This window comes from Ruegeria sp. CI8 (assembly GCF_056536865.1).
In genome coordinates this window covers 683,094-698,020 of record NZ_JBQFQL010000001.1, presented here as the reverse complement: position 1 = coordinate 698,020, position 14,927 = coordinate 683,094, and the positions used below count along the sequence as shown (strand labels likewise).

The following is a 14,927-nucleotide window of genomic DNA, read 5'->3' as shown; positions in this document are numbered from 1 at the left end:
CAGACGCTTTGCGATGGAGCCAATTCAAGTCGGTGTTTGAGTTCAAACTACCGTTGATCGCTTGCGCGTGCGCCTCTCAAACAACTTCTTCTGGAAAAACAGATGCAAGACCAAACCGTTACGGTTATGCCAATTGCTTCAGCCGTGGCATCAAATCCAACAGTTCCCGCGTATACGGATGCTCTGGAGCTTCGAACAACGCGTCCGTCTCCTGAACTTCAAGCAGCTTCCCATGTCGCATCACGCCCACCCGGTCACACATCTGACGTACGACCGGGAGATCATGGCTGATAAAGAGCATAGTCAGGCCCAGATGCTCCTGCAGGTCTTTGAGAATGTTCAGGATTTGCGCCTGAATGGACACGTCCAGGGCGCTGGTCGGCTCATCGCAGATCAGAAAACGGGGCTGAGTTGCGAGGGCGCGAGCAATACAAATGCGCTGACGCTGCCCACCGGAAAACTCGTGTGGATACTTGCGCCACGCGTCCTTGGCCAGGCCAACCCAGTCAAGCAATTCGCGCACGCGCGGTTCAATAGCGGGCTTGGGCAGGATTTTGTGATGATGGATGGGCTCGGCAACGAGGTCCCCGACCCTCATGCGGGGATTTAGGCTGGAGAACGGGTCTTGAAAGATCATCTGGATCTGGCGGCGGTAGGCTTGCAGGGCCTCTGCCTCCATCACTGTGACGTCTTCGCCGTCAAAGATCACCCTACCACCGTCTACGGGATAGAGTGTTCCAATCATCCGGGCGACTGTGGACTTGCCAGAGCCACTTTCGCCGACAAGGCCGAAAACCTCACCGTCGCGAATGTCGAAACTCACCTGATCGACGGCAGTGAAGTACTTGCGTTGCGAGGGCAGCAGCCCGCCCTTTTGCAGGAACGTCTTAGTAATGTTTTCGATTTCCAGCAGTTTGCCGGATTTGGACAGATCGGTCTTTTCCCAATGGGCCGCCAGATCGTCGATCTTGAAGGTTCTTTCCCGCTCGCCATAATTGACCACTGGGAAACGCTCGACTTTGGTGTGCGGGCGCGGCACGGCGGCAATCAGAGATTTGGTATACTCATGTTTCGGTGCGCCGAGGATCTGATCGGTCGTTCCGCTTTCAACCACATGACCGGAATACATCACGGTTACCGAGTCGGTGGTGTCGGCGATAACGCCCATGTCGTGGGTAACGAGGATCACGCCGACCTGACGCTCCTTCGCCAGTTCCTTGATCAGATCCAGCACCTGCGCTTGGACAGAAACATCCAAGGCCGTTGTGGGTTCGTCAGCGATCAGAACACTGGGCTCGGTACAGAGTGCGAGCGCGATTACCACCCGCTGACGCATCCCTCCGGAGAACTGGTGCGGATACTGGTTGAAACGGTCCGCCGGGTCGGGGATGGACACGCGATCCAGCAGCGCAATAGCGCGTTTTTTGGCCTCGGAAGCGGAAAGGCCGAGGTGAAGCTGGATCGTCTCGACCAATTGCTCACCCACGGTGAACAACGGGTTCAGCGAGGTTAGCGGGTCCTGAAAGATCATCCCGATCTCTTTGCCCCGGATTCGGCGTTTGTCCTCGGCGTCCAGTTCGTCAATCCGACGACCGTTCAGCCAGACTTCGCCTTCGGAGACATGGGCCGGGGGATCCAGAAGGCCGATCACGGCGTTGCCGGTCATGGACTTGCCAGCACCGCTTTCGCCGACAACGCCCCGGATCTCGCCAGGATGCAGGTCGTAGGTCACATGCTCGACCGGCTTGAAGATGCCGTGGCGTGTGGGGATTTCCACTGTCAGGTTGCGGATCGAAAGAACGGGATCGGTCATTTCAGCCTCGGGTTCAGAACGTCACGCAACCAGTCGCCCAACAGGTTCACACTCAGCGCCAGTGCCAGCAGGGTGCAAGCCGGGAAGAACAGGATCCACCACTCACCCGAGAACAGGAATCCCTGCCCGATGCGGATCAGCGTCCCCAGCGAAGGCTGTGTCGGCGGCGCGCCAACGCCAAGAAAACTGAGCGTCGCCTCTGCAATGATCGCCAGCGCCAATGAGATCGTCGCGATCACCAGCACCGGTGACAGTACATTGGGCAGGATATGGCGCAGCATGATGGTCAGCGGGCTTTGCCCGATGATGCGCGCGGCGGCGACGTAATCTTTGTTCTTCTCAACCAGCGTTGCGCCCCGGACCACCCGAGCAAACTGCACCCAATCGGACAGGCCAATGGCCAGGATCAGCACCCAGATCGCCATCTGGTCGCGATACTCCACCGGGGTAATGCCTTTGGCGATCCCAAAGATCAGCATGGCCAGAAGGATCGATGGGAAAGTCAGCTGCACATCCGCCGTGCGCATGATGATGGTTTCGGTCCAGCCGCCGAAATACCCTGATAACAGGCCCAGAATGATCCCCAGAACCATCGCGAACAGAACGGCTGCCACCCCAACGAATAGCGAGATCCGCATTCCGTAGAGGATGGTCGAGAACACATCACGCCCCTGATCGTCTGTGCCCATCAGGAAGGTTTCGCCTGTAAAGGCATTGGGTTCCATTGGCGGGGTGAAGCCGTTCATCAGGTTCAGGCTGGCCGGATCAAACGGGTTTGTCGGCGCAATCAGTGGTGCGAGGATCGTGGCCAGGATCAGGATCAATGCCACCGTCGCCGACACCATGGCGACGGGCGAGCGGCGGAAGGCGTAGAACTGGTCGCTGTCCAGAATGCGTTTCACACGGCTCATGCGCTGACCCTCAGGCGCGGGTCGATGAAGGCGTAAAGGATATCGACCGCAAGGTTGATGGTGACAAAGATGACCGAGATCATCATCAGGTATGCTGCCATGACAGGGATATCCACGAATTGGATTGCATTGATGAACAAAAGGCCCAGGCCCGGCCACTGAAACACTGTCTCGGTGATGATGGCAAAGGCGATGATGGCCCCCAGTTGCAGGCCGATAATCGTGATGACCGGGACCATGGTATTCTTCAGCGCATGGCGGAAATTGATGGTCCGGTCACTCAGCCCACGGGCGCGGGCAAAGCGGATATAGTCTTGCCGGAGTACTTCCAACATCTCGGAGCGCACCAGCCGCATGATGAGGGTCATCTGGTATAGACCCAGTGTAATCGCGGGCAGGATCAGCGCCTTGAGTCCGCTGCTTGTCAGCAAGCCGGTGTTCCACCAGCCCAGATCCACGACTTCTCCGCGTCCAAAACTGGGCAGCCAGCCAAGTTCAACTGAGAAGATGTAAATCAACAGGATCCCGATCAGGAACGTCGGCAGGGACACCCCGATCAGAGAGGCTGACATGATGAAATTCGCTGCAAAGCCGTCTCGCCGGATTGCGGTGAACACACCCAGCGCGATGCCCAAGACTATGGCAAATACGGCTGAGACCAGCGCCAGTTCCAACGTTGCCGGAGCGCGTTCGGCCAGGATTTCCGCGACCGGACGCCCTTGACGGAAGCTGACGCCGAAGTTGCCCTGTACCGCTTCCTGCAGAAACTTCACATATTGCACCGGAAACGGCTGATCGAGCCCCAACTGCGACCGCAAACGTTCCACATCTTCCATGGTCCGCTCTTGCCCCAGCATGTTGTCGATCGGATCTCCGACAAAGCGGAACATTGAAAAGGCGACCAGGCCCACGACGAACAGAACCAGCGCCGACTGAGCCACACGCCTGATAATGTATGACAGCATTTAGTTGACCGTTACCCAGCGCAGAAGGAAGAAGTTGTCGGGCCGTTGTGTCAGCTCGATATTGCTGCGCGCGCCCCAGACCAGCGGTTGAACGTAAAGCGGTACATAGGCCACCTCATCGTGCAGGATACCTGCCACCTCGTCCAGCATTGCCTGACGTGTGGGTTCGTCAATCTCGGACTGGATCAGCGGCAGCAATTCATCCACGCGAGCGTTCGAATAACCGCCAAAGTTCCACGACCCCAACTTCTTTTCCTCATTTGGGGTCGAAGCGAGGAAACGCACGGGATGCTCGGCATCGAACGTACCGGGTGACCAACCCAACAGATACATATCAAAGTTGTCGGCCCGCAGTTCAGGCCAGTAGTTCTGAACCGGCATCGCATCGAGCGTCACGTTCAGCCCGGCCTGAGACAGCATGGCGGTGATCGCCTGGCAAACGGCTTCGTCGTTCAGGTAGCGATTGTTGGGGCATTTAAAGCTGATCTCAGCCCCCTCAGCGCCAGCCTCAGCCAGCAAAGCTTTGGCGCCCTCGGGATCGTAGCCATAGGGGTCCGCATTCGCAGCCGAATAGCCACGCATCGCGGGACTGACCAACTGGCTCGCCACCTCAGCATTGCCGCGCATGATGGTTTGCAGGATGGCTGGAACGTTGACTGCCTTTGCCACCGCCTCGCGGACGCGCACATCTCGGAAAAGGTCCGAGCCACCCTGCCCGGCTTCGCTCGCGCCTTCCTGCTGATCAAACCCCAGCATGATCACGCGCGCTTCGACGCCCTGAATGACCTTCACATCCGGATTGCCTTGCAACCGAGCCACATCCTGAATTGGGACCGGGTTGATGAAGTCGACATCTCCGGACAACAAAGCCGCCAGAGCGGTTGCCGGGTTTTGGATTGGCACCAATTCAGCGCGGGTCAGGTTGTGTTCTGCTGTGTCCCACCAGCCGTCGAACGGCTCCAGAACAGTGCGCAGGCCTGGCTCTCGAGCGGTAACTCGGAAAGCACCGGTGCCATTGGCGTTCAGGGTCGCATAGTTGCCCGATTCTTTGTCAGGCAGTGCTGCGTCGTTTGCCTTGGCCCAGCCGCTATCCATGATCATCCAGTTGGCAATGCTGTCCGGAAAAATCGGGTTCGGCGCGGTGGTCATGACATCGACGGTGTAGTCGTCAACCTTCACCACCTCGCTGACGGGTGCGAACCAGCTGCGTGTGTCCGACTTTTCGTCAGACGCCCGCTGGTACGAGAAGATCACGTCATCCGCATTGAATTCAGAACCATCATGAAACGTTACGCCCTCGCGCAGTTTGAACCGCCATCCAGCTCCGTCCCCGATGGTTTCCCAACTCGTGGCCAGCGCCGGTTCAATGGTCATGTCCTTGCCCCTGCGCACAAGCCCTTCGTAGACGTTGTTCAAGAAACCTAGAACCGGGGCAGAGTTGACAGCATGAGGATCCATTGTTTGCGGGTCCGTTGTAACGGCAAACGTGAACTCTTCGCCTGCGACGGGCAAGGCAAGCGCGCAGAATAGCGCGGCAGTGGTCAGACGTTTCATGATAGCTCCCACTCTTTGGTGGCGGGCCTCGCATCCCGAGGCCCGGCCACGTTTCTTACTTCAGGCCAAAATGCTTGACCATAGGCTGATCTTCGGGATCAACGTTGATGTCCAGGTTTTCAGCCATACCCCAGTTCAACACTTGATGGTGGATCGGAATATACAGCTGTTCATCCTGCACCACCCGCCAGATCTCGGCGATAGCCTGATCTCGCGCGACGAGATCCGTGTTCGAGGCCAGCGACTCGATCTTGGCATCCAACTCATCATTGTCATACCCGGTGCCGTTCCACGTCCCGATGTCGCTTTCACGGCCATGGACCAGGAAGTTGAAGATGTATTCCGAGTCATACGTCGGAACGCCCCAACCCAGCATGTAGAAATCGGTCTTTCCGTCCGTGATCAGCGGGAAATGCTGCGCTTTCGGTTTGGCATCCAGATTCACAGTGATGCCAATCTGACCCAGCATCCCGACAGCGGCCTGACAGATACCTTCGTCGTTGATGTACCGGTCGTTGGGACAATCCAGCCGGATCGAGAAACCGTCCGGATAACCCGCTTCGGCCAAAAGCGCCTTTGCACCTTCAACATCCGTGCTGCTTTCACTGTCCATCTCGGCAGTCCAGCCGTTCACGAACGGCGGGGCGATCATCCCGGCAGGTTGCGACTGACCGCGCATGACCACCTGTTGGATGGCATCTCGATTGATCGCTTTGGACATGGCCCGACGAACGCGGACGTCGGCAAGTGGGTTCTTGCCATCGACGTTATCCGCCTCGATGTCATCCGAGCCCTGGTTCATGCCAAAGAAGATCACCCGGTTTTGCGGCGCTTGTTTGACGACTAAACCGTCGACGGCATTCACCCGGTCCAGGTCCTGCACCGGCATATCCTGAAGGAAGTTCACCTCGCCCGACAGCATCGCCGCAACGCGGGTCGCGTCATTCTGGATCGGGGTATAGATGATTTCGCTGATCGCCATCGGGAACTGATCACGCCCCCAATAATCTTCGTTCCGCTCCATCACCGTTTTGACGTCCGGTTCGCGGCTGACCAGTTTGTAGGGGCCGGTTCCATTCACATTGACGGTCGCAAAGGTGATCTCACCGCCTTCAAAGTCCTGAACGTTGACCGCGTTATTCGCCTCGGTCCAGCCCTTGTCCATGATGAACAGGTCGGTGAGGTTCGCAGGCAGAATGGGGTTCGGACCGTCCGTCTCGATCTCGATCGTGTGGTCGTCGACAGCGCGCACCTCGACAATCGAATTGATCAGTTCTTTCATGTCCGAGTTCGGCTGCTTCGCACGGTTGATGCTGAACACCACGTCTTCTGCAGTGAAATCGGCGCCGTCGTGGAATTTCACGCCCTGACGCAGGTTGAACACCCAGACATTCGGATCGCTCTCGCTGGGGGCCCAATCAGTCGCAAGCGCAGGCTCAAATGCACCGCTCGTATCGCGAATGATCAGAGGTTCATACATCTGGTGGCGCACGGTATGCGTCGGCCCTTCGTTCTGCGAATGCGGGTCAAGCGTCAGCGCATCCCCCGAGCGCGCCCAACGCAGAGTTTCGGCACTGGCCAAAGACGTCGTCGTCATCAAAAGCGTCAGTACGAGTATTGGATTTTTCATTATTTTCTCCCATATTGCAGTCGTTTGACCGCATTGAATTCACGATGCTGTGTCGTAAATTTCTGTTAACGTTATGGTTGCGGATAGCATACCAACTGCGAATGCATGTCAATCGTTCAACCTGGTATTGATTTGCTAAACACAAGCGACAGGGGACTTTGAGAGGGCAGCCACTCTCCCAAAGAACACCGCATCAAGTGTCTATTACTCAGACGAGACGAACACAAACCGCAATAATCAAGCTTCATGCTCCGACAAGTAAATCCAGATAGCGCTGACGGGAACTGCGTTGCTCACACACTGGATGGTTGTCCGCTTTCAGAAGCGATCGCCACGCTGTTTTAGACCCGCCGCCAGATTTCCAATCATCCCGAGGTGCTTTCGCTCATTCGCAATGCGCACATTGCCGACGTTAAGGCTACTTTTTGCAACGTCTGCTTTCAGTGTTTCCGAGCGTTGTGGCCGAGAAAAGTAACCGGTTCCATTTTCCCAACTCCAATCGGCGAAGCACCTGTCTCTTGTAGACTGCAGGTGATAGTGGCCGCTTCGACTTATGGCGCGTCCAGTTGCAGAACTTGCAGGCGGCAACGATGTTGTCTGGCGACAGAGGCCCACCTTCAGACGCTGCCAACAAGTGCTCTGCCGTGCATTGAAACCAGCGCGCATGAGATTCGGAAATCGAATAGGTCATTTGGAAGCGCTTCGACGATCCGGACCACATCGGTTGGTTACAATAGAAGCAACGACCGCCTTGCTTCACGTATTTCTTGTTTCTCAACTTTGCAATTGTTTTTGGCATTTAACACCACTGGTTTCGACACAAATCGAGAACCGGGTGTGAAGACGGATTTGCGCTTCACGGGCACTGCCTTAATTGGATCAGCACCCTAGTTCCTCCCCACGGACAAGGCCAAATTGGCAAGCCCCCTATCCGAGTGGCATTCCGCTTCTGCAGATTGAACACTATCTCGACGGCTGTCAACCAGGAGTTGGTTTGGCTTGGTGTTCGCAAAGGCAATCAAAGAAACCATTGCGGGCAATCGACTGACTTTCCGGAATGTCCGCGAGGTCGGTATTCTAGTCGTTCGTTCCACCTGCAGCATTGGTCAGAATGGGGCTCAAACCGGTCATTCGCTGCAACTTGCTTGAACGTCTGCTTTGCGGACCATGCTGCCGTTTGCTTCAGTTGCAACGTCGAAAAGCACATCCGGCGCCAAAGCGCGGTGGAATGACATCGCAAGGTCTAACTCCGAGCCCAAACCAGACGCTCACCGAATTTTTTTTAGAGATTGACTATCCATACTTGCAGAAACCTGCGTTGCGGGTTTCCTTCTGTAGTTCAAGATATCCACTGTTTCGCCAGGGTTCGAGGAGTTACTATGAAAACAGCCGTTGTGACTGGTGCCGCGGGAGGGATGGGACAGGCTATCTGCCGCCAATTGCGGACATGTGAGTTCCACGTCCTTGGACTGGACCTCAACGAGGAGGGCTTGGATGAACTGGCGGCAGAGTTAGGTTCAAATTTCACACAATTCTGCGTTGACTTGACGGATCCAGTTGCAATCGCGCAGACGTTTGATGGCATAAAGTCAGCTTATGGCGGCCTCGATGCTTTGGTAAACAACGCTGGCACCTGCTTCATGTCCGACTTCCCGCATATACCGCCCGAGGAACTGGAAAGGCAGATGGCAATCAATTTCAACTCTGCGTTCCATTGTTGCCAGCAGGCTGTCCGATTGATGTTGGAACGCGAGGGCGTCAAAAAGATTGTGAATATCTCATCAAACGGAGCTTACAATTTCGATGTATTTGACCCTCCGCACTACCGGGCATCAAAGGCGGCGATGGATTCCCTTACGAAAGACCTAGCCCGTCGATACGCAAAGGAAAAAATCTGTGTGAACTCGCTGGCGCCAGCCATGACCGAGACGCCCTTGTTCAATGTCTTGTCTGAGGAAGTCTTGGAGAAAGCCGTTGGCGCCATGCCGCATGGTCATGCGATGCAGCCCGAGCAAGTCGCCTCTTGGGTCAGTTTTCTCATTTCACCGGCCGGTGACGTTTCCAGCGGAAATGTAATCATTCTGAATCAAGGGCGGGACGTCAGGTAGTTTTCAGGAAGATCAATCGATTTCGGGAAAGGTGGACCACCGGTTGGGGTCAACGGTAGACCTCTGGTGCTTTCTTCAGAACTGGCCATTGATTTGGACAATGCCCATAGATCACAAAGGCGTTTCGCTCGGATGCTAGGCGCATCAACCTGTCTGCGCTGGCAATCGCAGCATCTTCATCCCATGACCCTGCAAATTTCTCATCGATTTCTGACGGTCGGGATATCGCGTCACTGGTGAGCAAAACCGGACCCGAGGGAAGATCGACCATCAGGGCGATCTGGCCTGGTGCATGACCAGGTGCCGCCAATACCAGGATACCTGGTCCAACCTCTCCGTCGCCATCAACCAAGAGGTAATCTCGATCGGGCCACTCCAAAGGCTGCACATCGCCCCAATACAATGGACGAGGCAGAGCCCGCTCGACGGAAGATATTAGTATCGGAATGCCAGGAAAGTCGCCCAATGCCCCGATATGGTCGATATGAGTGTGGGTACAAATCTGCAACGTAATGTCTGATGGAATGAGACCGAGCTTTGCCAGTTGCGCGCGCGGCAGGTTTTCCGGTTCACATTTCAGGACTTCGCCAAACTCATACAAAAGATCTTCTTTTACCGCGGCTTCGGTATCGGTCGCATATTTTTCGGGAAACCCGGTGTCGATGAGTATGGCTTCTCCCAGATCCGTCCGGATCAGAAAGCCGCAGATCCCAATGATGCGACCCGTGGAATGAACCTTGAACAGCCCGTAGTCCAATACTGCCAGGTCAATCGGCCGCCCTTTGACAAATCCCTCAGCTTGCACAACCTCTCCCCCTCATTGACTGCAAGGATTTTGAGTAGAGTGGGAAAGTCAAGGAGTCCGTTGTCACGCCGCACACTATTCTAGCTATCTCCCAGCCCAGCAGTGCTGCGGGTGAAGCTTTGAGCGAGATTGGCAGTTCAGATCGGAAAGCGGTCTTTTCTTTAGTCAAGTGACCAACAGAAAAACGTCTTGGTAGAAAACTACTGATATATGGCCAATCTGCCGATATTGGCTAGACTTAGAGGGTTCCCTCAACGCACAGAAAGTTTGTCCGCATTCCCGACCTTGCCACTGTGCGCTCCGGAACGCTCTAACCATTGGGACTACACCGTTTAATCGCCAAGGAAGCCACCGGGAGAGTGCCAGGACGCCCGGGACCAATGTCGGGAGTTACTTTATTTGCCCAAGAGCACATTCGGGCCACCGTCTGTCAAACCGGATCAGCCGTGTTATACATGGCGTCAAGATATGAAAGGCGAAAATTGATGGACGCACCGGTTATCCAACTGATATTTATGCTAGCCTTGCTGGTTGGCGTGATCTGGCTTTATATCCTGCCGATCACGATGGCGGGGCGGCGCAACCGATCCGGTTTGATTTGGTTCCTGATCGGTCTGGTTGGATCACCGCTTTTGGCCATCCTTTTACTATTGGCTTTGGGTGACGCACCCGAGCATCCAGCAACGTAGCCTTGGAAACGATACCGTCAGACACACAGAAAGGCTCCACCGGAGGGTTTCTGGACACCGGTGAGCCGTAACGGCCTTCTCAGCATGTAGGGAGGCCTTGAATTGAGTCACTACACTTTCGGAAGAGAAGAAAAGTACTCCTTCCCACTCTCGACGGCCGTGTAGTGCAATCCTACGGATGACCGATCTGTTTGAAGAATCCTAGAACTTTGTCCGTGACCCGGTCATAGCGGCAGTTCTGACGAACGTCCGACACCGTTAGGAGCAGCCAATGAGGTTGGTGCCAGTTTGGCGGTCCTGCCCCCAACCATGAGACTTCTTGCTACATATGCCGACGCTGATGTCGTTGTTGTGAAAACGGTCATAACCGGTGGGATTGAAGATGCCGGCGCAACTCATACTATCATCTCGGGATTTTTACTGACTTTGTTATTGGAATCTTGCTGATCGCGCGCGGCCGCGGGTTGGAAGCTTCGGCTAGTTCGCTGATCATCGGCGCGCTGCTATTTGGTGTTTTGCATTGCTCATGTGCGTCTTATGGGCCCAACCAATGAATAATGACTTGCGGCGATTCATTCACGAGACACGGACGGATTAGGGATTGACCTCGGTAGGTTCCTATTTTCAAAAGCCACCTTCATCCTTAGATCTTTTGGTTGCTAAAGTGTTTTGGAAACATCGATTGCAGTACAAACAGGCAGATCCTCAAAGCCTCCGAAGGTTTGAAGATCTCTGAGTGCAAGTGGTAGTCGGTCCAGAGCCCTTCCAGCAAAGCAACCAATGCGTCTGTTGCAAGATTGGCGTCTACGTCATCGTACTGGCCTTCAACCTTTATTTGCTCCAACAGCTCCAGTATCGCCGCCCTGAAACCTTTGTCTCGCGAGTCGATGAAAGGAAATACCTTCGGGTTCGAGAGCGCTTCGGCCCGGAAGGAAAACCAAATTGCGACGTCCCGTGCATTTAGGACCAAGGGATCGAAGTCTGCCTTAATGAAAGAGATTAACTTGTCTGCCGGGTCCAACTCGGGATTGGCTGCGATGACCTTCCACTGCTCCGCGTAGCGGACTGACAATTCCTCAGCCACCGCAAGCAGAAGCTTTTCTTTGGAGCCAAAGTGTAGGTTTACCATCCCTTGCGACAGTCCTGACAACTCTTGGATTCTCGCCGAGGTCGTGCCGCGAATTCCGTACTTGTAGATGGCCTCTGCAGCCGCTTGGATCAACTGCTTTCGGTTCTGCAGCTTACCCAGATCACGGGCATTGGTTGGGATATCAGGCTCGAGAGTAATCTTGTTTGTCCTCCGCTGGGTGGTCGCCCTTTGTCTTCTCGCATTTAGCAGAGCGAAAGTTCAAGAATTGACATTGAATAAATGTTTGTTCATTTTGTGATTTCCATTTCATCGAGACGCTGCATGACCCTTTCCAACTCTGACTTTCGGTCCATTCGCGAGTGGGATAACGAACATTTCCTGCACCCGTGGGAGGGAATGTCGTGTTTGGGCCAAAACGCACGCACCTTTGCAGAAAGCGGCCTGGGCGTTCACGTCTTCACTGAGGACGGAAAGCGCCTAATAGACGGCCCTGCTGGCATGTGGTGTATGCAATTGGGCTATGGAAACACTGAAATTGCCGATGCCATGGCCCAGCAGGCGAAAGAGATGGCGTATTTTTCGCCCTTCAACAATGCCAACTCAGCCCCCGCCCGGTTGGCGCATGAGATCGCCAAGAGGACGCCGGGCGACCTGAACCATGTGTTCTTCACGACAGGTGGCTCAACCGCCGTGGATTCCGCTCTTCGGTTTGTGCAGTTTCGCAACAACCTTCTGGGCAAGCCTGAAAAGAAGATCGTGATATCGCGGCAGAAAGCCTATCACGGATCGACCTACCTGGCGGCCTCAGTGTCCGGAAAAGAGCGAGACAAAGGTTGGCTGGACCAGGCAAGTCACCTGACGCGCTTCCTGCCGAATGTGAATCCTTATACGCGTCGCCCCGAGCAGACAGTCGACGACTTTCTGGACGAAAAAATAGCGGATCTGGAAAACATGATCCTGCAGACCGGAGCAGACAAGGTCGCAGCTTTCATCGCTGAACCGATCTTGTGCTCTGGAGGTGTCATCGTACCTCCACCGGGATATCATCTGCGCTGTCTGGAAATCTGCCGAAAGTACGATGTCCTGTATATCTCGGACGAGGTTGTGACTGGGTTCGGACGGCTTGGGCATTGGTTTGCGTCCGAAGCCGTCTTCGGTATTCAGCCGGATATCATCACCTGCGCTAAGGGAATGACTTCAGGGTATGTGCCGATGGGGGCCTGCATCATTTCTGATCGGCTGATAGCAGAAATAAGCGGCGAACACGCCCAGGACGCTACCTTTTCTAATGGCTTCACCTATTCGGGCCACCCAGTAAGCGCGGCGGCCGGTTTGAAGACGATCGAAATCATGGAGCGTGACGGCGTTCTTGAGCATGTCCGCGCGATCACGCCGCTGTTCGCAGAACGCCTTCAGGCCCTAGCTGAATTGCCGCTCGTCGGTGATGCCCGCGGTATGGGGCTGGTTGGATGCGTTGAGTGTGTTGCGGACGCCAAAGCCGATAACTTGCTGGATCTTGATAAATCAGTTGGCGCATTGATCGATCATCATTGTCAGGAGAACGGACTGATCCTGCGGCCAATCATCAATATGTGTGTGTTTTCTCCGCCGTTGATCATTTCGGAAGACGAGTTGAACCAGATGTTCGACATCCTTGAAAAGGGCATCCGGCTGGCGACCGAGGACCTGACGCGCCAGAATGCGTTGAGAACTTAGGAATGGCTTCGGGGTGGCCTCGCAACCTTGCAAGTGGCGAGCCCCTACCGCGACCTGCTACGCTCACCCAGCCCGCATTTCTTCAGGCGGCAACTTGATCGGAAACTTGGATCGAACCTCTTCATCAGCCTTGCTGCCAAAGTAGTTCGGGTAGTGATTGGATAGGATATCGTTCACAACCGACCTGCTCCGCTCGAACATATCCTGACGGCCTGCCTTCTCCCAAGTGTCGGTAAGCTCCCGATCCATCAAGGTTGGGTAGACATACTCGGTCTCCATGTATTGCAAGGTCTGCGCATTACCAAGGAAATGACCGGGATCTATTGCGCATTCATGGATGACGTCGACCGAAAGCGTATCGTCACTCACCTCGATCCCGCGCAGTGTTCGAGAGATCATGCCCGCTGCCTCGTTGTCGATCACCATTGACTCAAAGCTACAGCCCATCAGGCTGCCGAGCATTCCACCAAACTCGCACAACCGGTTTGCTCCCGCATGGGCCGCCAAAGCGAAGGTAAGCGCTTTTTCCAGCCCATATTGCGCATCGGGGATTTTGGAATCCGTCATTCCACATCCGACGCTGGTTGGTAGGTTGTAGAAGTTGCCCATCTGAATAGCAGCGGCTGAAATCAAAGCCTGCTCGCCACTTCCGCCAGTAAACGATCCAGTGCGCAGATCAGTAATGAACGGCCAAGCCGCAAAGACGACAGGTGTTCCTGGGTTGATCAGGTTGGCAACGGCCACGCAGGAAAGGGTCTCGGCCACCGCCTGCGCCAGCGTGCCGGCCAATGGCGCTGGTGACGTGGCTCCGGCTTGTGGCGGAACGGCAAGGTCGCAGACAAGGCCCATTTTTGCAGTATCAATCAGGATTTCCAGGTTTTCCCGCCCGAACCGAAGCGGTGAGACGATGGGACAGCCTCCAAAAATCACCGAAGGCTTTTCAAGGAACTTTCCCTCCCCGCCCGATGCCAAATCGAACATATGAATGGCGTCTTTTATGTGTTCGCGCGTGCGGAATGTCAGGCAGGACGGTTTCTCGCTTCCCGCCAGAATGGCGTATAGCATGCTCATGTCATGCTCGTAGTCCTGCGGGACATCCGTTGCCAGAACCGTATCACCGGTCATGTGAATGTTGTCGAGCCGGTCTACAAGTCGGGTGAAATCGTAGATATCCTTGAGCGTTGATGGTCGGTAACTGCGCGTTTCCGCGTCAAACGTTGTCACCGCCGTACCGGAATTTGCGTAATACACCTTGTCCTTGGTGCAGTGCATATCGTCCTTTCCAGCCCGAGATCCGCGTGCATGGACATAGAATTCGCTTGCGGTCTTGGCCAACAGGTCTTCCATCAAGGCCCGAGGAAAGCATAGCCTGCCGTGCTCGTTCACCGTCGCCCCTTTGGGCAGCACGAGATCAAGAACTTCCTGTGTTGGATCACCGACGCCCGTACGCTCCAGAATACTCAGGGCGGCTTCATGAATGCGCGCAATGTCAGCGTCTGAAAGGGGCTTGTATCTTCCTCCGGCAATCCCCGGCCAGATTGCCTGCGAAGCGACATTGCTGGTTCGCACGGCAGCACGTGCCTCACGCCCGCCCCCGCGCCGTCTTGATCTGCGCTTCGTTAACTCTGTCATGGTGTTTCTCCGAA

General features: G+C 55.3%; 12 protein-coding genes. 3 read left to right on the top strand and 9 right to left on the bottom strand.

Annotated elements, in window-relative coordinates:
* Nucleotides 1-124 precede the first annotated feature (124 nt).
* The 6 genes from ACR0DA_RS03405 to ACR0DA_RS03380 all read right to left on the bottom strand — a co-directional run bounded on the left by ACR0DA_RS03405 (nucleotide 125) and on the right by ACR0DA_RS03380 (nucleotide 7,564).
* Nucleotides 125-1,813: an ABC transporter ATP-binding protein gene (locus ACR0DA_RS03405; protein WP_170371393.1), complete on the bottom strand. Its 1,689-nt coding sequence runs from the start codon at nucleotides 1,811-1,813 to the stop codon at nucleotides 125-127.
* Nucleotides 1,810-2,724, bottom strand: a complete 915-nt coding sequence (locus tag ACR0DA_RS03400; protein ID WP_170339892.1) for an ABC transporter permease — start codon at nucleotides 2,722-2,724, stop codon at nucleotides 1,810-1,812. Before ACR0DA_RS03400 ends, ACR0DA_RS03405 begins: the two co-directional genes overlap by 4 nt.
* Nucleotides 2,721-3,689 carry an ABC transporter permease gene (locus ACR0DA_RS03395; protein ID WP_170357427.1) on the bottom strand — a complete coding sequence of 323 codons (969 nt, stop codon included), beginning with the start codon at nucleotides 3,687-3,689 and terminating at the stop codon, nucleotides 2,721-2,723. Before ACR0DA_RS03395 ends, ACR0DA_RS03400 begins: the two co-directional genes overlap by 4 nt.
* The gene (locus ACR0DA_RS03390) at nucleotides 3,690-5,243 is read right to left on the bottom strand and encodes an ABC transporter substrate-binding protein (protein WP_480752958.1); all 1,554 of its coding nucleotides are present in this window, start codon (nucleotides 5,241-5,243) and stop codon (nucleotides 3,690-3,692) included.
* A 55-nt stretch (nucleotides 5,244-5,298) separates the two neighbouring features.
* Nucleotides 5,299-6,873 (bottom strand): ABC transporter substrate-binding protein, encoded by a 1,575-nt coding sequence (locus tag ACR0DA_RS03385; RefSeq protein ID WP_170442185.1) that lies wholly within the window; start codon nucleotides 6,871-6,873, stop codon nucleotides 5,299-5,301.
* Between the two features lie 418 nt (nucleotides 6,874-7,291).
* The gene (locus ACR0DA_RS03380) at nucleotides 7,292-7,564 is read right to left on the bottom strand and encodes an HNH endonuclease (protein ID WP_367648038.1); all 273 of its coding nucleotides are present in this window, start codon (nucleotides 7,562-7,564) and stop codon (nucleotides 7,292-7,294) included.
* Nucleotides 7,565-8,252: 688 nt separating this feature from the next.
* On the opposite strand from ACR0DA_RS03380, the gene ACR0DA_RS03375 reads away from it, so the two are divergent.
* Nucleotides 8,253-8,981: an SDR family NAD(P)-dependent oxidoreductase gene (locus ACR0DA_RS03375; protein WP_480752956.1), complete on the top strand. Its 729-nt coding sequence runs from the start codon at nucleotides 8,253-8,255 to the stop codon at nucleotides 8,979-8,981.
* Between the two features lie 49 nt (nucleotides 8,982-9,030).
* On the opposite strand, the gene ACR0DA_RS03370 is transcribed toward ACR0DA_RS03375, so the two are convergent.
* Complete coding sequence (locus ACR0DA_RS03370) at nucleotides 9,031-9,786, bottom strand: N-acyl homoserine lactonase family protein (RefSeq protein WP_480752955.1); 756 nt, start codon at nucleotides 9,784-9,786, stop codon at nucleotides 9,031-9,033.
* A gap of 485 nt (nucleotides 9,787-10,271) precedes the next feature.
* On the opposite strand from ACR0DA_RS03370, the gene ACR0DA_RS03365 reads away from it, so the two are divergent.
* On the top strand, nucleotides 10,272-10,475 hold the full coding sequence (locus tag ACR0DA_RS03365) for a hypothetical protein (protein WP_170389536.1): 204 nt from the start codon (nucleotides 10,272-10,274) through the stop codon (nucleotides 10,473-10,475).
* 643 nt (nucleotides 10,476-11,118) lie between these two features.
* On the opposite strand, the gene ACR0DA_RS03360 is transcribed toward ACR0DA_RS03365, so the two are convergent.
* A complete protein-coding gene (locus tag ACR0DA_RS03360) occupies nucleotides 11,119-11,697 on the bottom strand; it encodes a TetR/AcrR family transcriptional regulator (protein ID WP_254428901.1) in 579 nt (192 codons plus the stop codon).
* A 189-nt stretch (nucleotides 11,698-11,886) separates the two neighbouring features.
* On the opposite strand from ACR0DA_RS03360, the gene ACR0DA_RS03355 reads away from it, so the two are divergent.
* Nucleotides 11,887-13,281, top strand: a complete 1,395-nt coding sequence (locus ACR0DA_RS03355; protein WP_170446014.1) for an aminotransferase — start codon at nucleotides 11,887-11,889, stop codon at nucleotides 13,279-13,281.
* 63 nt (nucleotides 13,282-13,344) lie between these two features.
* Here ACR0DA_RS03355 and ACR0DA_RS03350 read toward each other — a convergent pair whose 3' ends face one another.
* Nucleotides 13,345-14,913 (bottom strand): trimethylamine methyltransferase family protein, encoded by a 1,569-nt coding sequence (locus ACR0DA_RS03350; RefSeq protein WP_480632848.1) that lies wholly within the window; start codon nucleotides 14,911-14,913, stop codon nucleotides 13,345-13,347.
* Between the last annotated feature and the right edge of the window lie 14 nt (nucleotides 14,914-14,927).